The sequence below is a fragment of the Parabacteroides sp. Marseille-P3160 genome (assembly GCF_900162725.1).
Taxonomy (GTDB): Bacteria; Bacteroidota; Bacteroidia; order Bacteroidales; family Tannerellaceae; genus Marseille-P3160.
The window spans coordinates 140,322-160,291 of the sequence record NZ_LT799418.1 but is presented as its reverse complement, the minus strand read 5'-3'; the positions used below and the strand labels follow the sequence as shown (position 1 = coordinate 160,291).

At 46.3% G+C, this 19,970-nt stretch carries 19 protein-coding genes; 14 read left to right on the top strand and 5 right to left on the bottom strand.

Annotated elements, in window-relative coordinates:
- Position 1 precedes the first annotated feature (1 nt).
- The 4 genes from BQ8014_RS00695 to folP form a co-directional block, all read right to left on the bottom strand.
- Positions 2-1,204: an acetate/propionate family kinase gene (locus BQ8014_RS00695; protein ID WP_080902667.1), complete on the bottom strand. Its 1,203-nt coding sequence runs from the start codon at positions 1,202-1,204 to the stop codon at positions 2-4.
- Positions 1,201-2,214, bottom strand: a complete 1,014-nt coding sequence (pta, locus tag BQ8014_RS00690; protein WP_080902666.1) for a phosphate acetyltransferase — start codon at positions 2,212-2,214, stop codon at positions 1,201-1,203. The genes BQ8014_RS00695 and pta overlap by 4 nt, the downstream gene beginning before the upstream one ends.
- Positions 2,215-2,348: 134 nt before the next feature.
- Complete coding sequence (cdaA, locus tag BQ8014_RS00685) at positions 2,349-3,125, bottom strand: diadenylate cyclase CdaA (protein WP_080902665.1); 777 nt, start codon at positions 3,123-3,125, stop codon at positions 2,349-2,351.
- Positions 3,100-3,984, bottom strand: a complete 885-nt coding sequence (gene folP, locus BQ8014_RS00680; protein WP_080902664.1) for a dihydropteroate synthase — start codon at positions 3,982-3,984, stop codon at positions 3,100-3,102. The genes cdaA and folP overlap by 26 nt, the downstream gene beginning before the upstream one ends.
- Before the next feature lie 96 nt (positions 3,985-4,080).
- Between folP and murF the strand changes: the two genes are divergently transcribed.
- Positions 4,081-5,370, top strand: a complete 1,290-nt coding sequence (gene murF, locus BQ8014_RS00675; RefSeq protein ID WP_080905737.1) for a UDP-N-acetylmuramoyl-tripeptide--D-alanyl-D-alanine ligase — start codon at positions 4,081-4,083, stop codon at positions 5,368-5,370.
- Here the strand turns inward: murF and nadB are convergent.
- On the bottom strand, positions 5,362-6,951 hold the full coding sequence (gene nadB, locus BQ8014_RS00670; protein ID WP_080902663.1) for an L-aspartate oxidase: 1,590 nt from the start codon (positions 6,949-6,951) through the stop codon (positions 5,362-5,364). The two genes, murF and nadB, sit on opposite strands and share 9 nt — an antisense overlap.
- 136 nt (positions 6,952-7,087) lie before the next feature.
- On the opposite strand from nadB, the gene BQ8014_RS00665 reads away from it, so the two are divergent.
- The 13 genes from BQ8014_RS00665 to BQ8014_RS00600 all read left to right on the top strand — a co-directional run bounded on the left by BQ8014_RS00665 (position 7,088) and on the right by BQ8014_RS00600 (position 19,940).
- Positions 7,088-7,507 (top strand): PH domain-containing protein, encoded by a 420-nt coding sequence (locus BQ8014_RS00665; protein WP_080902662.1) that lies wholly within the window; start codon positions 7,088-7,090, stop codon positions 7,505-7,507.
- 116 nt (positions 7,508-7,623) lie between these two features.
- Positions 7,624-8,355, top strand: coding sequence for a DUF4271 domain-containing protein (locus BQ8014_RS00660; protein WP_234997948.1), 732 nt, complete (start codon positions 7,624-7,626; stop codon positions 8,353-8,355).
- A complete protein-coding gene (locus tag BQ8014_RS00655; RefSeq protein ID WP_080902661.1) occupies positions 8,346-9,122 on the top strand; it encodes a uroporphyrinogen-III synthase in 777 nt (258 codons plus the stop codon). Before BQ8014_RS00660 ends, BQ8014_RS00655 begins: the two co-directional genes overlap by 10 nt.
- Complete coding sequence (gene rnpA / locus BQ8014_RS00650) at positions 9,109-9,495, top strand: ribonuclease P protein component (RefSeq protein WP_080902660.1); 387 nt, start codon at positions 9,109-9,111, stop codon at positions 9,493-9,495. Before BQ8014_RS00655 ends, rnpA begins: the two co-directional genes overlap by 14 nt.
- Complete coding sequence (gene yidD, locus BQ8014_RS00645; RefSeq protein ID WP_080902659.1) at positions 9,492-9,713, top strand: membrane protein insertion efficiency factor YidD; 222 nt, start codon at positions 9,492-9,494, stop codon at positions 9,711-9,713. Before rnpA ends, yidD begins: the two co-directional genes overlap by 4 nt.
- Positions 9,713-10,348, top strand: coding sequence for a TatD family hydrolase (locus tag BQ8014_RS00640; RefSeq protein WP_080902658.1), 636 nt, complete (start codon positions 9,713-9,715; stop codon positions 10,346-10,348). Before yidD ends, BQ8014_RS00640 begins: the two co-directional genes overlap by 1 nt.
- Before the next feature lie 68 nt (positions 10,349-10,416).
- Positions 10,417-11,709: a tyrosine--tRNA ligase gene (gene tyrS / locus BQ8014_RS00635; RefSeq protein ID WP_080902657.1), complete on the top strand. Its 1,293-nt coding sequence runs from the start codon at positions 10,417-10,419 to the stop codon at positions 11,707-11,709.
- A 432-nt stretch (positions 11,710-12,141) separates the two neighbouring features.
- The gene (locus tag BQ8014_RS00625; RefSeq protein WP_080902656.1) at positions 12,142-12,666 is read left to right on the top strand and encodes a shikimate kinase; all 525 of its coding nucleotides are present in this window, start codon (positions 12,142-12,144) and stop codon (positions 12,664-12,666) included.
- Complete coding sequence (locus BQ8014_RS00620) at positions 12,667-13,875, top strand: alanine dehydrogenase (RefSeq protein ID WP_080902655.1); 1,209 nt, start codon at positions 12,667-12,669, stop codon at positions 13,873-13,875. It begins immediately after the preceding gene.
- A gap of 145 nt (positions 13,876-14,020) precedes the next feature.
- Positions 14,021-15,871: a 2-oxoacid:acceptor oxidoreductase subunit alpha gene (locus tag BQ8014_RS00615; RefSeq protein WP_080902654.1), complete on the top strand. Its 1,851-nt coding sequence runs from the start codon at positions 14,021-14,023 to the stop codon at positions 15,869-15,871.
- Between the two features lie 3 nt (positions 15,872-15,874).
- Entirely contained in the window at positions 15,875-16,894 is a 1,020-nt protein-coding gene (locus tag BQ8014_RS00610; RefSeq protein ID WP_080902653.1) for a 2-oxoacid:ferredoxin oxidoreductase subunit beta, read from the top strand.
- 141 nt (positions 16,895-17,035) lie between these two features.
- Positions 17,036-18,643: a phosphoenolpyruvate carboxykinase (ATP) gene (pckA, locus tag BQ8014_RS00605; protein ID WP_080902652.1), complete on the top strand. Its 1,608-nt coding sequence runs from the start codon at positions 17,036-17,038 to the stop codon at positions 18,641-18,643.
- Between the two features lie 190 nt (positions 18,644-18,833).
- Positions 18,834-19,940, top strand: a complete 1,107-nt coding sequence (locus tag BQ8014_RS00600) for a TlpA disulfide reductase family protein (protein ID WP_080902651.1) — start codon at positions 18,834-18,836, stop codon at positions 19,938-19,940.
- Positions 19,941-19,970 lie beyond the last annotated feature (30 nt).

The following is a 19,970-nucleotide window of genomic DNA, read 5'->3' as shown; positions in this document are numbered from 1 at the left end:
TTTATTTCTTATTTAGAATCTCTGCCGTATCGGATGCGATCATAAACTCTTCATCCGTCGGGATGACGACGACCTTTACCCTGCTTTCCGGAAGGCTGATAATAGCCTCCGTGCCATGGATTTTCTTATTGGTTTCAACGTCGAACCGGATGCCCAGGTATTCCATATTCTCGCAAATCGTTTGCCGGGTGATTGCCTGGTTTTCGCCGACTCCTCCGGTGAATACCAGAATATCCAGTCCGCCCAGTGCGGCAGAGTAAGCGCCGATGTATTTTTTGATTCTGTAGTCGTAGACGGACAGCGCCAGGATCGCTCTTTCGTTCCCTTCTTTTACTCCCTTTTCAATGTCCCGCATGTCGGAAGAGATGCCGGATAATCCCAAGACTCCGCTCTGCCGGTTAATAAGATTAGAGAGCCCGGCTCCATCCATGTTCTCTTTGTCCATGACAAAGGCCAGGGCTCCCGGATCAACATCGCCGCAACGTGTTCCCATGACCAATCCTTCTACGGGAGTCAATCCCATGGAGGTATCGATGGATTTTCCGTCTCTGATGGCCGTTACGGAACCACCGTTGCCGATATGGGCGGTTATGATTTTCTGCTCTTCATAGGGAACGCCCAGGAACTCGCAGGCCCGGCGGGATACATAGCGGTGGCTCGTGCCGTGGAATCCGTAACGCCGGACCCCATATTTCGTGTAAAGTTCGTAAGGTAAGCCGTACATGTAGGCTTTTTCAGGCATCGTTTGGTGGAAGGCCGTGTCGAAAACGGCAACCTGCGGCGTCTGCGGCAAGATGCCTTGCATGGCATAGATACCTTTCAGATTCGCCGGATTATGCAGCGGTGCCAGATCGGAGCATTTGATGATCATGTCGAGCACCTCCTGGTTGATTTGTACGCTGGATGAGAAGGCTTCCCCTCCATGTACCACCCGGTGGCCGATCGCATCGATTTCCTTGTAGCTTTTAATGCAGCCGTATTTGTCGTCGGTCAGGATGTCGAGGATAAATCCGATTCCTTCCTGATGCCCGGGAATTTCTTTTTCGATAACTACTTTCTCTCCGTTTTTGTCGGTTAATTTCAGGAAGGCGCCTTTTAGCCCTACTTTCTCAATTCCTCCCTGCGCCATGACTTCGCGGGTCTCCATGTCATACAATTTATATTTGATGGAGCTGCTTCCGCAATTTAATACCAATATTCTCATTTTCTGTTTTTTACGGCGATTGCCTGGTTACAACAAATAGCGACCATCTTATAGATATCTTCTACGGAACAACCTCTTGAAAGGTCGTTTACCGGAGCGGCCATCCCCTGTAAAAGAGGGCCGATCGCTTCCGCTCCTCCGAAACGCTGTACCATCTTGTAACCGATGTTTCCGACTTCCAGGTTGGGAAATACAAATACATTCGCTTTGCCTGCAACGGCGCTTCCCGGCGCTTTCTTTTGCGCTACGGAAGGAACTACGGCGGCGTCCGCCTGCAACTCGCCGTCTATGGCCAGTTCCGGCCTTAATTCTTTGGCCAGGCGGGTGGCTTCCACTACTTTTTCAACCTGCTCACCGGAAGCGCTTCCCTTGGTGGAGAAGCTAAGCATGGCGATCCGGGGCTCTATGCCTGCGATATGGCGGGCGGTATCGGCTGTCGAAATGGCTATTTGGGCCAATTCCGGCGCGGTCGGATTCGGCATCACAGCGCAATCGGCGAACAACATAAGCCCGTTTTCACCGTAACTCTTATCCTTGAGGAATATAAGGAAGGCTCCGGAAACACAACTGATGCCCGGCAGCGTCTTTATGATTTGCAAGGCCGGACGCAAAACGTCCCCCGTCGTATTGTCCGCACCGGCGATTTCACCGTCGGCATCGCCGGCCTTGATGATTAGGCTGCCTAAATAGAGTGGATTCTCTACGAGTACAGCCGCCTTTTCGGGCGTCATCCCTTTCTTTTGACGCAGTTGAAAAAGCAATTCGGCATAAGCCGCTTTCTTGGGATGGCTTTTGGGATCGATGACGGTAGCCTTTTTGATATGCGACAAACCGAATTTTGCCGCTAAGGCTTCGATTTCTGTTGGATTACCGATAAGAATGATATCTGCGACCTGATCTGCAAGAAGTTGGTCAGCCGCCTTTATCGTCCGTTCTTCCGTCCCTTCCGGAAGGACAATGCGCTGTTTGTTTTCTTTGGCGCGCGCAATAAGTTGTTGAATTAAATCCATGAGGAAGTTTATTATTTTGTTAGCATAGATACTTTGATTCGTTTTACAAAAGTAACTATTTGCAACATAGGGTTTGCAAAATAGGCAAAAGATTTAAAAGTCAACTTGTCAGTTTCAGAAGATTTAACAATTTATCAGATTTTTCGTTCGCCCGAAAGGATTTGTTGCAATTCTTCGGCGCTGATGTTGATCTGAAGTTTGCCGTTATGGGCTACTGAAATCTGCCCTCTTTCTTCCGAGACGATAACCACCATGGCGTCGGTTTCCATCGACATGCCGAGCCCGGATCGGTGCCTCAATCCTAAATCTTTCGGAATCTCCGCATTCTGTGCGACAGGGAGTATACATCCGGCCGCCTTGATCCGGTTATCCGCTATGATCATGGCTCCGTCGTGCAGGGGACTGTTCTTGAAAAAGATATTTTCGATCAGGCGGGCGTTTACTTCCGCGTTGAACATCTCGCCCGTATGTTCGTAAACTGACAAATCGATTTCCTTTTCGATGACTATCAGGGCTCCGGTCTTCTTCTTTGCCATATTCATGCAGGCCAGCACCACGGGAGCAATGTATTTTCCTTCGTTTTCGGTATCTGTGTCCCGTTTTGAAAAGAATTTGGCGAGAAAGCGCCAGCCACTATGGGTGCCCAGTGCTACCAGGAATCGTTTGATGTCATCCTGGAACAGGATAACCAGGACGATGAATCCCACGCTAATGAATTTATCCAGTATAGAGCCTAACAGGCGCATTTCCAGTACCTGTGAGACGAGTATCCAGACAACCAGGAAGGAGACAAGCCCGCTGAAGATCGCCAGGGTCCCCGAGCCTTTCATCAGTTGATAGGTCTTATATAAGATGAAGGCAACCAACAGAATGTCGATGGCATCTTTAATGCCGAATGGTATCCACGTCATTTTTCAATAATATTTTATCAGAAGATGCTTTCAGTTTCTCAACAATCCTGACCGCTTCCGTTGCCGCCTTCACGTCATGCACGCGCAGGATATCGGCTCCTTGCAGGAGTGCATACGTATTGAGAGCCGTCGTTCCGTTTAGGCTTTCTTCCACTGTCGAATCCAATAAATTCCAGATCATTCTTTTACGGGAAATGCCTACCAGCAAAGGTAATTCAAACGTTTCAAACTGATGTAATTCCCGCATCAACTTGTAGTTCTGGTCCAACGTCTTGCTGAATCCGAATCCGGGATCCAAAATGATGTCGTTGACTCCAAGCAGATGCAGTTGGCGGACTTTCCGTGCCATATAGAGGAGGATCTCTTCCATCAGGTCGGCGTAATCGGTCTGTTGCGTCATTGTCTGGGGCGTTCCCTTCATATGCATCAGGATATAGGGCACATGCAGTTCCGCTGCCGTCGGAAACATATCCGGATCGATTTCGCCGCCGGAGATGTCATTGATGATGGCAACACCGTATTCTTCAACAGCGCGGCGGGCGATCTCGGCGCGGAATGTATCGATCGAAACGGTTGCTTCCGGATAGTGGGATTGCAGGATCCGCAAGGCGGGCAGGAGGCGCTCCATTTCTTCTTCGGCCGATACCGGGACGGCATCCGGACGCGTGGAATAACCTCCGACGTCAATGATCGTACCGCCTTCCGCCAGGATCGTTTCGATGCGTCCGGTTATTTCTTTTTCGCTTTGTTTGCGGCTTCCCGGATAGAACGAGTCCGGAGTGATATTCAAAATTCCCATTACGACCGGGTGTTCCCATGCCGTAAGCGTTCCTTTTATATTGAGGGATTTAACGTCCATTCTTTATTTTAGGGATAAACAAATTACTACAAATGTAGAGAAATAATGCAATATACATTACTTTTGCCGGAAAATAACATGAAGGAAAATAGTATAATGAGCCTCACAGAATTGTATGAATTGTTTGTGTTTCATCCCAAAATCACGACCGACAGTCGGAACTGCCCGGCCGGTTCCCTCTTTTTCGCTCTAAAGGGAACCACTTTTGATGGAAATGAATTTGCAGAAAAAGCCTTGAACAGGGGCTGTGCGTACGCAATTATTGATGATCCGAAGTATTTCAAAGGAGAGCGGACGATTTTAGTGGATGACGTACTGACAACCTTGCAGGAATTGGGGCAGCGTCACCGGAAGATGTTCAACATACCGGTGATTTCCATTACCGGAACCAATGGGAAGACGACTACGAAAGAACTGGTCGCTTCTGTGCTGGCAACCAAATATGAAGTCCTTTATACGGAAGGCAACCTGAATAACCATATCGGCGTGCCGTTGACACTGTTGCGTTTGAACCACGACCATGAGATCGCCGTGATTGAAATGGGAGCCAACCATCCGGGAGAGATCAAGGCATTGGTTAATATGGCGATGCCTACGTATGGATTGATTACGAATGTAGGCTATGCCCATCTGGAAGGCTTCGGCTCTTTTGCCGGTGTTGTGAAAACGAAGGGAGAGATGTACGATTATCTCCGCCAAACAAAAGGCAAGATCTTTATTCATAAAGGGAACAAGGACTTGGAAAAGATCGGAGCGGGCATCGAACAAATCACCTATGGAGAGGAGGAAGATTGCTTTGCTTCCGGCCATGTGGTTGAAAGCAACCCTTTCCTGGCTTTCAACTGGAAGCAACAAGGGAAAATACATACGGTGGAAACCCATTTGGTTGGTGCGTACAATCTCGAAAATGTCCTGGCGGCAGTTGCCGTCGGACGCTATTTTAAGGTGCCGGCCGAGCGTATCAGCCGGGCAATCGCCGGATACGAACCGAATAATAATCGTTCGCAACGGAAGCAGACCGGGCGGAACGACCTCGTCATCGATGCCTATAATGCTAATCCGAGCAGTATGAAGGCTGCCTTGGCAAACTTTTCCGCGATGCAGGCTTCTCCCAAGGCGGTCATCTTGGGAGATATGCTGGAACTGGGAAGCGAGAGTGCCGCATTGCATGCCGAAATTCTCGATCTGGTCGAGTCCATGCACTTTGAGAAGGCGATCTTCTGTGGCGAACAATTTGCCTCCTTGGCCGGGGCCAAAGGATATCCCTGCTTCAAGAATAAGGAAGAATTGGCAGTCTATCTCACGGCGCAACCCCTGGAAGGGTACCATATCCTGCTGAAGGGCTCGCACGGACTTGCCTTGGAAAAAGTCCTGGATTTACTCTGATTCCGGGACTTTTCTCTTTGCCGCCGGATAATCGAGCGTGTAATGAAGGCCGCGGCTTTCTTTTCGCTCTATAGCCTGGCGCATGATCAGGTAGCCGGTATTAATCATGTTACGCAATTCACAGATCTCTTTGGATGCAATGGAACGTTTGAAGAGGTCTTCGGTCTCCTCATAAAGAATGTCGAGGCGATCCCATGCTCTCTTCAACCGCAGGTTCGAGCGGACGATGCCGACGTAGGTACTCATGATCTGCCCCACCTCCTTGACGCTTTGGGTGATGAGTACCATTTCCTCTGGAGAGCGGGTACCTTCATCATTCCAAGCCGGTATGTTTTCCTGATAGCTGAGGGAATCCAAAAGCGCCATACTGTCTTTGGCGGCTGCGTCCGCGTAGACGACCGCCTCGATAAGGGAGTTCGATGCAAGGCGGTTCCCTCCGTGCAGGCCCGTGCAGGAACATTCTCCCGCGGCATATAGCCGGTGGATCGAACTCCTGCCGCTTAGGTCGACTTTGATCCCTCCGCAAAGGTAGTGTGCACAGGGAGCGACTGGAATATAATCTTTGGTGATGTCGATTCCTAAGGAAAGGCATTTTTTATAGATGTTCGGGAAATGTTTCTTTGTCTCCTCCGGATCCTTGTGGGTGACATCCAGGAAGACGTGGTCTTCTCCCCGCATCTTCATCTCATTGTCGATAGCCCGGGCTACAATGTCGCGCGGAGCCAGGGAGAGGCGCGGATCATACTTCTGCATGAATTCTTTGCCGTCCAGGGTGCGCAGGACGGCTCCGTACCCCCGCATGGCTTCGGTAATGAGAAACGACGGCCGGTCGCCCGGATGATAGAGGGCGGTCGGATGGAACTGTACAAACTCCATATCCTTAACGGTTCCTTTGGCCCGATAGACCATGGCGATGCCGTCTCCGGTCGCCACCATCGGGTTGGTGGTCGTCTGATAGACGGCTCCGATGCCGCCGGTTGCCATCATGGTAACTTTTGAGAGGAATGTATCGATCTTACCTGTTTTGAGATCCATGATGTAGGCACCATAACATTCAATGTCTGGCGTCTGGCGGGTGACGGTGACGCCAAGATGGTGCTGTGTCAGTATTTCGATGGCGAAATGGTTCTCAAAAACGGTAATGCCCGGATGTTTTTGTATGGCGCGAATCAGACTGTCCTGTATTTCGGCTCCCGTGTTGTCCTGATGATGCAGGATGCGGAACTCGGAGTGCCCGCCTTCGCGGTGCAGGTCGAAGTTTCCCTTATCGTCTTTATCAAAATGAACGCCCCAACTGATTAATTCCTTAATTTGTTCGGGCGCCTTGCGTACCACCTGTTCCACGGCCTGCCGGTCGCTTAGCCAGTCGCCGGCGATCATCGTGTCTTCGATATGCTTGTCGAAATTGTCTACGATCAGATTTGTGACGGAAGCGATGCCTCCCTGGGCAAAGTAGGTGTTGGCTTCTTCCAGGGTCGTTTTGCAAATCAAGGCGACACGGCCTTTCTTAGCTACTTTTAACGCGAAACTCATTCCCGCAATGCCGGATCCGATCACCAAATAATCAAATCTCTGTACCATTCTCTTTTTATTATATATAAAAGAACAAAGGTATAAAATTACCTGTATTTTGTTCGTTTTTTTCCCTGTTCCCTTTAAAAATGGTTCTTAAAATAGTTCTTTCCATTCTTTTCGCTATCTTTCGGAAAAAAAGAGTATGGATCGAATTTTCAGGTCGAGAGTCGGAGGTTGGTATTATATATTAATGTGTCTGATGAGTTTTGTCTGCATGCGAGCGATCATGGACGAGCAGAGAATAATAACCGTTTGTACGGTTATATTCCTTTTCGGATTACTTCACATCTATTTCAGCACCTATTATATCGTTACCAGGGAAGCGACTCTGGTCATGCGATGCAGTATTTTCCCACGCCGGGTCATCGAGATCCGGGATATCCTCCAGGTGGAACATACCGCCAATTCCGCTTTTAGTTATGCCCTGTCGATGCATCGCTTATTACTCCGCCAAAAAGATAAGACCAAAATTCTGATTTCTCCGGAAAAGGAAGAACAGTTCGTCAAACTGCTGCTCCAGTTAAATCCCGATATCCGGTTGGAAAAAGAGAGAAACGAATAAAGACCGGTTCGGAGGGGCGGAAAAATGTTTCGCCCGCATGCAAAGAAATCCTTACTTATGACTGAAGAAAAGCCTATCTTTGTTCCCCAATAAGAGATTATCAATTAGAGCGTGTCGTGGAACCTGGTTTGTTTGAAGGATATATAGGTATTAGGTTATGGGACGGACAGCTGATCAGTGATGTCGTTTTTTCGCTGATGTTTTTCCTGCTTTTCCTTTTTGCTCTTCTATTCCGGGCAAACAGACACTATTTTGCCCAAATGCTCGGGGACTTGTTTAGCGTGAAAGACCGGAAAAGCCTGTTTGAAGACTCGGTCGCAGATGATTTCCAGATACGTACCTTTCTTGTTTTCCAGGCCTTGTTTCTTTGCTGTATCATCCTCTTTTCCGGTGTTTATGCTTATGGAAAGATCAGTATTCCGAGTGTGAAAGCCGTCTGTGTCCTGCTCCTGCTCCTTTTTTGTGTCTTTTTTGCTTTTTACCAGTTCAAGCAAGCAATGAACTACATCCTGGGATGGGTCTTTGCGGATGCGGAAAAATACCGTTTGTGGAAGACACATTATAATGTGATCATGGGGTTCTGGGGAATCTTCTTATATCTGCCGGCTTTATGGATTGTCTTTTTCGGAGAATTGATCATTGTGCCGGTCATTATGTTTCTATTTTTTTATATTTCTTGTCGGATTCTATTAATTTATAAGACGCTACGAATATTTTACATAAAAAATTCAGGTTTGTTGTATTTAAGTTTGTATCTTTGCGCCCAAGAAATACTACCTATTGTATTCTTGTACGAAGGGTTGATTTATTTATATAATATTATCGAGACAAGTACTTTATGGCATTAAGTATCAAAAAATTGTTGGTTTCGCAGCCAAGACCCTCTTCCGAAAAATCTCCTTATTTTGAGATTGCGGATAAATATGGTATTGAAATCGACTTCCGGCCGTTTATTAAAGTTGAAGCTTTGTCAGCGAAAGAATTTCGTCAGCAAAGAGTATCCATCTTAGACCATAGCGCCATTGTCTTTACCGCACGCACGGCCATCGATCATTTTTTTCATTTATGCGAGGAACTGCGGACTACCATACCCGAAACGATGAAATACTTCTGTATGACGGAAGCTATCGCCGTATATCTGCAAAAATATATTGTCTATCGTAAGCGCAAGATTTTCTACGGACAAACCGGAAAGTTGGAAGACTTGGTTACGATTATCGGAAAACATGTGAAAGAAAAATATCTGGTTCCTGTATCCGACGTCCATAAGGACGACCTTTTCATTCTCCTGGATGCGAAGAAGATTACTTATACCAAGGCGGTGATGTACCGGACGGTAAGCAATGACTTTTCGAAAGAAGAAAAGTTCGACTATGATATGCTGGTATTCTTCAGCCCTTCCGGAATCTCTTCGCTTTTAAAGAACTTTCCGGACTTTAAGCAGGAGGACATTCGTATCGGCTGCTTTGGGCCGACAACCGCCAAGGCGGTGTTGGATGCCGGTTTAAGGTTGGATGTGGAAGCTCCGACGCCCGAGGCTCCTTCGATGACGGCTGCGCTGGAGCAGTTTCTGAAGAAAGAGTTCGACGAAAACAAAAAGAATGGCAATCCTTGAGAATACGCTTTCGAAGGAGGAAAGACTATTCTGGAAACGATCGATCGACTTATTGTTTGCCCAAGGGAAGTCTTTTATGGCTTACCCTCTGCGAGTGGTTTATCTGCCGGTTGAAGAAAGCGCCGCACCGGCCGCCGTTATGATCAGCGTACCGAAGAAACGGATCAAGCGCGCCGTGCATCGCAACCGGATCAAGCGGTTGGTACGTGAAACATATAGAGTGCGGAAGCATAGCCTGGTTAAACTGCTTTCGGATAAAAACCAAAGCCTGTACATCGCCTTTTTATATGTAGGAAACGAGGTCGCGTCGTTCCCGCTTATGGAAAGCGCAATGGATAAGGCAATCGGAATCCTGAATGAAAAGATTCGATGAAAAAGTTTTTTACATACCTCTTTTTGCTGCCGGTTTATTTCTATAAATATTGTATCTCTCCCCTTACCCCGGCTTCGTGCAGGTTCGTTCCGACTTGCTCCGAGTATGCTGTGCAGTCTTTGAGAAAATACGGACCGTTCAAAGGAGGATGGCTGGCTTTGAAACGAATCGCCCGTTGCCATCCCTGGGGAGGCAGCGGCTATGACCCGGTGCCCTAATGATTTATTGCGATGTCCATACCCACCGGGAAGGCAGCCCTGCGGCAGATGAATTGGTTATCCAGGACCGGGAAATCAACGCTTCCTTTGTATTGCCGGAAACCTATTGTTCCGTCGGGATTCATCCCTGTTCAGCTCCGGCTCAGTGGGAGCCCTATCTGGAATCCTTGGCATCGGTGATCGGATCGCCGGTTGTCGTAGCTGTCGGGGAAGCCGGATTTGATAAGCGCGCCGCTGCTTCTCTGGCCCAACAGGAGAAGCTCTTTATCGCCCAGGCTGAATTGGCGGAGGCGATAGGAAAGCCTTTGATCATCCACTGTGTAAAGGCGTGGGATGAATTGCTGCAAGTCCGCAAACAGATAAAACCCCATAGCCCATGGGTTATTCACGGATTTCGCGGAAATGACTTGCTGGCGGGACAGTTGGGAAAGGCCGGCCTTCTGCTTTCCTTCGGCTATTATTTTAACCCCGAAGCCGTGAGGTCGGTATGGCCGAAAGGGATACTGGCCGAGACGGATGAACGCAAAGTGGAAATCCGGGAGGTCTACGAGCGGCTTTCCGGAGCCTTGGGACTTCCGGTGGAGGTTTTCGCCCGGCAGGTCAGAGAAAATGTAGGGGCATGTTTTTCTATTTGATAAACAAAGTCGTACCTTTGTCCCTTTCCAATAGGAGAAACAACCGTTAATAAACAGATTATAAAACAATGAACTTTGTTGAAGAATTAAGATGGAGGGGCATGATCCACGATATGATGCCCGGAACGGAAGAGCAATTACAAAAAGAATTAACCTCCGGTTATGTAGGGATTGACCCGACAGCCGATTCATTACATATCGGTCACTTGGTGAGCGTCATGATATTGAAGCATTTCCAGCGTGCGGGGCATCGTCCAATTGCGCTGATCGGCGGAGCGACGGGAATGATCGGCGATCCTTCCATGAAATCGCAGGAAAGGAAGCTCCTGGACGAGCCGACTCTGCGTCATAACCAGGAAGCAATCAAGAAACAATTGGCCAAGTTCCTGGATTTTGAATCCAATAAGCCGAATGCCGCCGTATTGGTCAATAACTACGATTGGATGAAAGATTACACCTTCCTGAATTTTATCCGGGATATTGGAAAGCATCTGACCGTTAATTACATGATGGCAAAGGATTCGGTGAAAAAACGATTGAGCGGCGAATCCTCCGAAGGGATGTCTTTCACCGAGTTTTCTTATCAGTTGCTGCAAGGATATGATTATCTCTATTTATACCAGCACTACGGCTGCCGGATCCAGATGGGCGGTTCGGATCAGTGGGGAAATATCACGACCGGGACCGAATTAATCCGCCGGAAAGAGGGTGGCGAGGCCTTTGCCTTGGTCTGTCCGCTGATAACGAAAGCTGATGGGGGTAAGTTCGGGAAAACCGAATCCGGGAATGTCTGGTTGGATCGACGGTATACGACCCCTTATAAATTCTACCAATTCTGGTTGAACGTCAGTGATGCGGACGCCGAAAAATATATCAAGATTTTTACGGCGCTGGACAGGGAAGAGATCTCGGCTTTAGTCAAAGAACAGCAGGCGGCTCCTCATTTGCGCCCGTTGCAAAAGCGGTTGGCGAAAGAGGTTACTATCATGGTTCATTCCGAAGAGGATTACAATCTGGCGGTGGAGGCCTCCAATATTCTATTCGGGAGCTCGACTTCCGAGGTGTTGAGGAAACTGGATGAAGAAACACTTCTGTCCATCTTCGACGGGGTGCCCCAGTATGAAGTTTCCAGCAATACACTTGGAGCAGGAGTGAAGGTGGTCGACCTTTGTACGGAGCTTGCACCGATCTTTGCTTCTAAAGGGGAAATGCGGAAGCTGGTTCAAAACGGAGGGGTGAGCCTGAATAAGGAAAAGTTGGAAGACGTAGAGACGATAATCAGTGCGGACAATCTTCTGGATGGAAAGTATCTGTTGCTTCAGCGGGGCAAAAAGAATTATTTCCTGCTAATTGCCAAATAAAAATGAAGCGGGATTTGCAGAAATAAAATAGTATTCCTACTTTTGCACGACTTTAACGGCAAAGATTTGAATTGTCTCATGGTGTAATGGTAGCACTACAGTTTTTGGTTCTGTCTGTCGAGGTTCGAATCCTCGTGAGACAACAATAAAAATCAAGGAAGCGATTGTATATTAATTGAATATGCAATCGCTTTTCTTTTACTCACGAATAAACTCATGAAACCATTAAAAATAAACATCCTCCATGCCAGTCTTTTAGGATCAATTCCAAAACCCGGTTGGAAGCAAAAAAAGAAGCCCTGATAGAACGTCTTTTATATATCGTAAAATTTGAACTTTAGATAGAATAGGAGGCTTTCTTTGTTACTTCTGATCTTTTAGATTTGTTTTTGGCTATAAAAGAGTATCTTTGCCACAATTGACGGATAAATCATGAAACGTATATTCCTGATCGGATACATGGGAGCCGGAAAAACAACGGTGGGCAAGATTTTGGCCGGGCGGTTAGCCTTATCTTTTATTGATTTGGATCATTATATTGAGAGTCGTTACCATCGGACTATTGGACAGTTGTTTACGGAAAAAGGAGAGGAGGAGTTCCGCCGTATCGAACGGGCGATGCTGCAGGAGGTGGCAGACTTTGAAGATGTCTTGATATCAACCGGAGGAGGAGTTCCCTGTTTTTATGACAATATGGAATTTATGAACAAGGTGGGAACGACGGTATACCTGAAAGTTTCAGTAGAGGAATTGGCCGCGCGCCTGGAAATGTGCAAAGGAACCCGCCCTGTCCTGCAAGGACGTTCCGGCGAAGAGCTCAAAGGCTTTATCGCTCGAAATCTCGGGAAACGCACTTCTTTTTATGACCAGGCGACTATTATATACGATGCCGAACAGATGGACACGGAAACAGATGTAATCACCATTTCGAAAGGATTGGAAAGACTATTATTATAAATGGGACAAATAGGAGGAGATTCGAAACAGGCCTATATCCCCCAGGAGTTATTACGGGAGATTAGTAAGGTCAATAACCGTTTGTTGATCGGGATTCCGCGTGAAAGAGGAAAAGGCGAACGACGAATGCCGTTGACTCCGGAAGGGGTCGAGATCCTGACTGGTTGCGGCCATCAGGTATTGGTTGAATCCAATGCCGGGTTGGGCATTAACTATTCCGACAATCACTTTTCGGAAGCAGGGGCTGTGATCGTAGAAACTCCTGCCGAAGTTTTCCAGGCCGATATTATCATTAAGATCCTTCCCCCTTTGGCGGAAGAAGTTGCTTTAATGAAAAGCCGTTCGATCCTCCTGTCCATGGTTCAATTCAATATTTTTGAGACGGAGGCGTATCTGTTGATGATGGAGAAACGGATAACGGCAATCTCCTACGAGTTGATTACGGACGAAAGAGGAAGCAGTCCCGTATTAAATACAAGCTCGGAGATCGAGGGCGCCACTTCCATAACAATCGCCTCCCATCTGCTCAGCAATCTGCAGGGTGGTAAAGGAATCTTGCTGGGAGGAGTCCCCGGCGTACCCCCGACTGAAATCGTGATTATCGGCGCCGGTACGGCCGGAACCGTAGCCGCCCGAGCCGCCTTGGGTTTGGGCGCCTTGGTCAAGGTTTTTGATGAAGACATTAATAATCTGAGGGCAATCCAATCCAGCTTGGGGCAGAAGGTCTTTACCTCCAATTTCCATCCGAAAGTGTTGCAAAATGCATTTAAAACGGCGGATGTGATCATTGGCGCCATGCGTTATATTAATGCGCGCCGGCATTATGTTATTTCGGAAGAATTGATCCGGACATTGAAAAAGGGAGCGTTGGTGATTGACTTGCGGATCAATCAAGGGGGATGTTTCGAAACAACCTGCGGATTGAAAGATTCCGATCCGGCTATTTTTGAGCAATACGGCGTCCTGCATTATTGCAAGGCGAATATCAGCAATTATGTGGCACGTACTACCTCGATGGCATATAGCAATTTGTTCGTCCCGATATTACTGACGTTCGGGGACATGGGGGCTATTCAGATGATGATCAGAGCGGAAAATGGATTCCGTAACGGCGTTTACATGTATCATGGGAAGCCCGTTAATGAGTACGTCTCCTCTCATTTTAATATAATATCAGGGAATCTGGATATTTATTTGGCGGCATTCTGACTATTTGATGGAATGGCTTTCTTTTTCGCGAGCAGGGCTAAGGGATAAACTTTTGAATCAACAAGATTTGAATACCCACAAGTTTATTCCTACTTTTGCTGGCAAATAAAATACGGTGATAATCTAAAGACTAAAAATAGCAGCAATGACAGAAAAAACAAAGGTTAAAACGTTGGAAAAAGTCGTCATACGCTTTTCTGGTGATAGTGGGGACGGAATGCAATTAACCGGTACCATCTTCTCTAATTTGTCAGCGATTTTCGGAAACGATATCTCTACTTTCCCCGATTATCCGGCGGAAGTGCGCGCTCCCCAAGGAACGTTAAGCGGAGTTTCCGGTTTTCAGGTGCATTTAGGCTCACGGAAGATATTTACTCCGGGGGACAAAGCGGATGTATTGGTGGCGATGAATCCGGCCGCGTTAAAGGTAAACGTAAAAAATCTGCAACCTAATGCAATTGTAATTATTGATACGGACTCTTTCCAAAAGAGAGATCTGGCGAAAGCTTTGTTCACAACGGACGACCCTTTTGACGAATTAGGCCTTAGGAATGTTCAGGTTATTTCTGCTCCTATTTCTACGATGGTAAAAGACGGGTTGGCCGAGTTTGAACTGGATAATAAATCGGCGCTCCGTTGTAAAAATATGTTTGCTTTAGGCTTGGTTTGTTGGCTGTTCTCACGTCCGCTGGAAAGCGCGATGCATTTACTGCAAACCAAATTTGCCAAAAAGCCGGCGATTGCACGGGCAAATATAAAGGCGTTGACAGACGGATATAATTACGGACATAATATTCACGCTTCGGTTTCAACTTACCGGATCGAACCGACTACATTTGAACCGGGCTATTATATAGATGTGAATGGCAATAATGCCACATCTTACGGATTGATTGCAGCGGCGGAAAAAGCGGGGCTCACCCTGTTCCTGGGAAGTTACCCGATCACTCCGGCGACAGATATTTTACAAGAATTGGCGAAACGAAAAGACTTAGGTGTCATTACTGTCCAGGCGGAAGACGAGATTGCCGGTATTTGTACCTCTATAGGAGCCAGTTTTGCGGGCTGCCTGGCAGCAACTTCTACTTCCGGCCCCGGCTTGTCACTGAAAAGCGAAGCGATCGACCTTGCCGTTATTTCCGAACTGCCGTTGGTTGTTATCGATGTACAACGCGGTGGCCCCTCTACGGGACTTCCTACCAAAAGCGAACAGACCGATTTGCTGCAAGCGCTTTATGGACGTAATGGAGAAAGCCCGCTTGTCGTCATTGCCGCTTCTACTCCGACAGATTGTTTTGAAGCGGCTTTCTGGGCCGGCAAACTGGCGGTCGAACATATGACACCGGTTATCTTGTTGACGGATGCCTTTATTGCCAACGGATCGTCCGCTTGGCGGATTCCGGACTTGGAAAAATATCCTTCCATCACTCCCCATTATGCGACTTCTTATAAGGGGGATGACTGGAAAGCGTATCGTCGCGATTCGGAGACGTTGGTTCGTTATTGGGCGATTCCCGGTATGGAAGGATATACCCACCGGATCGGAGGTCTGGAAAAAGATTATGTAAGCGGCGGAATCTCTACCGAACCGCTGAATCACCAAAAGATGATTTATACGCGTAAAGCTAAAATCGATAAAATAGCGGATTTCATACCGGATTTGAAGGTCCAGGGAGATGAGGATGCCGATTTGCTTATCGTCGGTTGGGGAGGTACTTACGGACATTTGCATGAAGCGATGGAAATCCTCCATGAACAAGGTAAAAAAGTGGCGCTGGCCCATTTCAAATTTATCAATCCTCTGCCCAGGAATACGGAAGAGATTTTGAAAAAATACAAGAAAGTAGTTGTTGCCGAGCAAAATACAGGACAATTTGTTACCTACCTTCGTGGGAAGATAGACAACTTTACTCCGTATAAATTTAATCGTATCAAAGGGCAGCCGTTCATTGTTGCCCGCTTAGTGGAAGAATTTACAAAAATATTGGAGGCCTGAAAAATGAGTACAGAAGTAGAATTGACGTATAGCCCAAAAGATTATAAAAGTGATCAATATGTGCGCTGGTGCCCCGGTTGCGGTGACCATGCAACGCTGAACTGCCTGTATAAGGCGATGGCGGAGATAGGGGTAGCGCCTTACAATATGGCTGTTCTTTCCGGGATCGGTTGTTCTTCCCGTCTACCTTATTATATGAGTAGCTATGGCTTCCATACGATTCATGGACGGGGCGCTGCGATTGCAACTGGTGTGAAGACAGCCCGCCCGGATCAGAGCGTATGGTTGATTACCGGTGACGGCGACTGTTTGGCAATCGGAGGAAACCATTTTATCCATGCAGTCCGACGGAATATCGATATAAACGTTGTCCTGATGAACAATAAGATCTACGGCTTGACGAAAGGGCAGTATTCTCCCACATCAGACCGGGGATTTGTCTCCAAGAGTTCTCCTTTCGGAACGGTGGAAGATCCGTTTATTCCGGCGGAATTGACATTAGGAGCGCGAGGCACCTTCTTTGCCCGTTCGATCGATACGGATTTGTCCAATTTGACGGATCTGTTCATTGCTTCGGCAAAACATAAGGGAACTTCCGTCGTGGAGGTTTTGGTGAACTGCGTTATATTTAATGACGGAATCCATAAAACGATAACGGATAAGGAATACCGCGCCGACCGTACTATTTTTCTGAGACATGGAGAAAAGATGGTATTCGGGAAGAACAAAGAGAAGGGTTTGGTTTTGGATGGATTGAAAATAAAAGCGGTTACTATCGGCGAAGACGGATATTCGTTGGATGATGTGCTTACGCATGATGCCAAGGAAAAAGATCCGACCCTTCATTTGATGCTTGCGATGATGGCGGATGACCTGCCCGTTGCATTGGGGGTTATCCGTGATGTAGAGGCTCCGTCCTATGATGAATCGGTTGCATCGCAGATTAGGGATGTGCAATCTAAGTCAAAGAATCACAGCCTGAAAGATTTCTTATTAACAAAAGATGTGTGGGAAATAAAGTAAATCATATTATATTACTGAAAAATTTCCTTAATTAAGGAGCAAGCAATTGAAAAATGTATTATTTTTGCAACCAGAGTTTAGGAAACTTGGTTTTAATAGGGAAAGAGAGTCAGTAATATAAATCATTTAATTATTTTCAAAATGGCTAATTTAGATTTAAGCAAGTACGGGATTACCGGTGTAACAGAAATCGTTCACAATCCTTCTTACGATTTGTTATTTGAAGAAGAAACAAAACCGACTCTGGAAGGTTTTGAAAAAGGTCAGGTGACTGAGCTTGGTGCTGTGAATGTAAAAACAGGTGTTTACACAGGTCGTTCTCCCAAAGACAAATTTTTTGTATATGATGATACCACAAAAGATACCGTGTGGTGGACTTCTGATGAGTACAAAAATGATAACAAACCTCTTCCGGTAGAAAGCTGGAAAGTTTTGAAGGGTATCGCTACCAAAGAATTGTCTAACAAAAGACTCTTTGTTGTAGACGCATTCTGCGGTGCAAACGAAAACACACGTTTGAAAATCCGTTTCATCGTGGAAGTAGCTTGGCAGGCACATTTCGTAACGAACATGTTCATCCGTCCGAACGCTGAAGAATTGGCAAATTTCGGAGAACCTGATTTCATCGTAATGAACGCTTCCAAAGCAAAAGTTGAAAACTTCAAGGAATTAGGATTGAACTCTGAAACTGCTGTTGTATTCAACTTGACTGAAAAAGTACAGATTATCCTGAATACCTGGTACGGTGGTGAAATGAAAAAAGGTATGTTCTCTTATATGAACTACTTGTTGCCATTGAAGGGAATCGCTTCCATGCACTGTTCTGCCAATACCAACAAAGAAGGCAAAGAAACAGCTATCTTCTTCGGTCTTTCCGGTACAGGTAAAACAACTTTGTCAACAGATCCGAAACGTTTGTTAATCGGTGATGACGAACACGGATGGGATGATGAAGGCGTATTCAACTTCGAAGGCGGTTGCTATGCAAAAGTAATCAACCTGAGCAAAGAAGCGGAACCGGATATCTACAATGCAATCAAACGTGACGCTTTGCTTGAAAACGTAACGGTTGACGCTAACGGTAAGATCGATTTTGCAGATAAGAGCGTAACGGAAAATACGCGTGTTTCTTATCCGATCTATCATATCGAAAATATCGTAAAACCGGTATCCAAAGGTGCACCTGCACAAAAAGTTATTTTCTTGTCCGCTGATGCATTCGGAGTATTGCCTCCGGTTTCCATCTTGACTCCGGAACAAACACAGTATTATTTCTTGTCCGGATTTACGGCTAAGTTAGCAGGAACGGAACGTGGCATTACAGAACCGACTCCTACCTTCTCCGCTTGCTTCGGTGCAGCTTTCTTGTCTTTGCATCCTACAAAATACGGCGAAGAATTGGTAAAGAAAATGAAGAAGTCCGGAGCGAAAGCTTATCTGGTAAATACAGGTTGGAACGGAAGCGGCAAACGTATCTCCATCAGAGATACACGGGGTATTATCGACGCAATCCTTGACGGTTCGATCGACAAGGCTCCGACAAAAGTAATCCCTTACTTCTCTTTCGAAGTTCCGACTGCTTTGCCGGGTGTTGATCCGAAGATCCTTGATCCTCGTGATACTTATGCAGATGCTGCTCAATGGGATGAAAAAGCAAAAGATTTGTCCGCACGTTTCATTAAGAACTTTACGAAGTTCACAGGAAACGATCTGGGTAAATCCCTGGTTGCTGCCGGTCCTAAATTATAAGAAAATAAGGCAGGAAATCTGAACTCTTAGGTTTCCCGCTTTGAAAATGAAAGAAAAGGGATGTGGACGATAGTTTCACATCCCTTTTTTATTAAATAAAGCAAGAGAATTGTCTTTTTGTATAAAATATCATAAAAATATCATTACATTTACTCCCGTATAATTTTATGAATTGATAAGTTACCACTAAATGATAAAAAAGGAATACTTTCTTTTCTTGTTCAGCCTTTTATGCCTCTTTTCTTCCTGCGGGGAGAAGGCGGCTTATCGCATTGAAGGGAAACTGACAAATCTGGAAGACGAAACACTTTACGCCGTCTTTGAATCACCGGAGAAAAAATTGGTTGATACGGTTCAATGTAAAAAGCCCGGCATGTTTGAGATATTGCAAACGGAACCTGGTTTTCAGACCTTGACTCTATTCTACCATAAAAAACAAAGTTGGATCACTATTTATCTGGAACCTAAAGCCAATATCTCCCTTTCCGGAGATGCATTTTATCCTCAGCTTATACAGGTTAAGGGTAGCCGTATTAATGATAAACTAACGGACTTCAAAAAAGGGATCGCCGCCCTGTTAAGAGAGCAGGTTACACTGGAAAATCAGGTAGACAAAGCGGATGATGATGCTGCGATCAAAGGAGAGTCCGACGCCTTAGGCAAATTGCGTAACGTTAATTATATGATCGAAGAGCAGGTTTACGCTTATATTAAGAAGAATCCGAAAGAAGAAGCTTCCGCAATCCTGATCCGGAACTATTTTGCCGACGCGGACGATCCGCGCAAAATGGACGAACTGCTTGCCGTATTGGATCCCAAACTGAATGATTTCTATGTTGTGGAAGATCTGAAACAACTTAGTGAAAAGGCACAACGGACGGTTGTCGGAGCGATTGCCCCTGAATTTAAGATAAAAGATATCGAGGGAAACGTGCTTACGCGGGACTCGTTTGCAAACCGGTTCTTGCTGATGGCCTTTACGGCTCCCTGGTGTGATATTTGCCAAAGTGAAGAAATCTTGCTCAATGAAATCTCCAAGAAATACACAGGCGATAAATTGGATTTGCTGATGATCATTTTAGAAGAAGACATAGAAGGAGCGAAAAACTTTGTGAAAAGAGATTCCCTCCGGTGGAATCTGGTTGCCGATAATGAAGGGGAAGCAACATCTATGATCGAATTATATAATGTGAGCGCATTGCCCCGCTGTTTTCTGATAGATAGGGAACGGAAGATCGTTTTGAAAACGGAAAACGGGCTTGAAATAAAACAGAAATTGGAAGCATTGATCGACTGATTCACGATTGTTTCTTCCGGAACCAAAACT

What these genes read in the sequence shown, in the direction of transcription:
- BQ8014_RS00640 (WP_080902658.1), top strand. Translation starts at nt 9,713, where the DNA reads ATGATTTATTGCGATGTCCATACCCACCGGGAAGGCAGCCCTGCGGCA.
- BQ8014_RS00655 (WP_080902661.1), top strand. Translation starts at nt 8,346, where the DNA reads ATGGCATTAAGTATCAAAAAATTGTTGGTTTCGCAGCCAAGACCCTCT.
- pckA (WP_080902652.1), top strand. Translation starts at nt 17,036, where the DNA reads ATGGCTAATTTAGATTTAAGCAAGTACGGGATTACCGGTGTAACAGAA.
- cdaA (WP_080902665.1), bottom strand. Translation starts at nt 3,125, where the DNA reads ATGACGTGGATACCATTCGGCATTAAAGATGCCATCGACATTCTGTTG.
- tyrS (WP_080902657.1), top strand. Translation starts at nt 10,417, where the DNA reads ATGAACTTTGTTGAAGAATTAAGATGGAGGGGCATGATCCACGATATG.
- murF (WP_080905737.1), top strand. Translation starts at nt 4,081, where the DNA reads ATGAGCCTCACAGAATTGTATGAATTGTTTGTGTTTCATCCCAAAATC.
- BQ8014_RS00625 (WP_080902656.1), top strand. Translation starts at nt 12,142, where the DNA reads ATGAAACGTATATTCCTGATCGGATACATGGGAGCCGGAAAAACAACG.
- nadB (WP_080902663.1), bottom strand. Translation starts at nt 6,951, where the DNA reads ATGGTACAGAGATTTGATTATTTGGTGATCGGATCCGGCATTGCGGGA.
- BQ8014_RS00600 (WP_080902651.1), top strand. Translation starts at nt 18,834, where the DNA reads ATGATAAAAAAGGAATACTTTCTTTTCTTGTTCAGCCTTTTATGCCTC.
- rnpA (WP_080902660.1), top strand. Translation starts at nt 9,109, where the DNA reads ATGGCAATCCTTGAGAATACGCTTTCGAAGGAGGAAAGACTATTCTGG.
- pta (WP_080902666.1), bottom strand. Translation starts at nt 2,214, where the DNA reads ATGGATTTAATTCAACAACTTATTGCGCGCGCCAAAGAAAACAAACAG.
- BQ8014_RS00610 (WP_080902653.1), top strand. Translation starts at nt 15,875, where the DNA reads ATGAGTACAGAAGTAGAATTGACGTATAGCCCAAAAGATTATAAAAGT.
- BQ8014_RS00615 (WP_080902654.1), top strand. Translation starts at nt 14,021, where the DNA reads ATGACAGAAAAAACAAAGGTTAAAACGTTGGAAAAAGTCGTCATACGC.
- BQ8014_RS00695 (WP_080902667.1), bottom strand. Translation starts at nt 1,204, where the DNA reads ATGAGAATATTGGTATTAAATTGCGGAAGCAGCTCCATCAAATATAAA.
- yidD (WP_080902659.1), top strand. Translation starts at nt 9,492, where the DNA reads ATGAAAAAGTTTTTTACATACCTCTTTTTGCTGCCGGTTTATTTCTAT.
- BQ8014_RS00620 (WP_080902655.1), top strand. Translation starts at nt 12,667, where the DNA reads ATGGGACAAATAGGAGGAGATTCGAAACAGGCCTATATCCCCCAGGAG.
- BQ8014_RS00665 (WP_080902662.1), top strand. Translation starts at nt 7,088, where the DNA reads ATGGATCGAATTTTCAGGTCGAGAGTCGGAGGTTGGTATTATATATTA.
- folP (WP_080902664.1), bottom strand. Translation starts at nt 3,984, where the DNA reads ATGGACGTTAAATCCCTCAATATAAAAGGAACGCTTACGGCATGGGAA.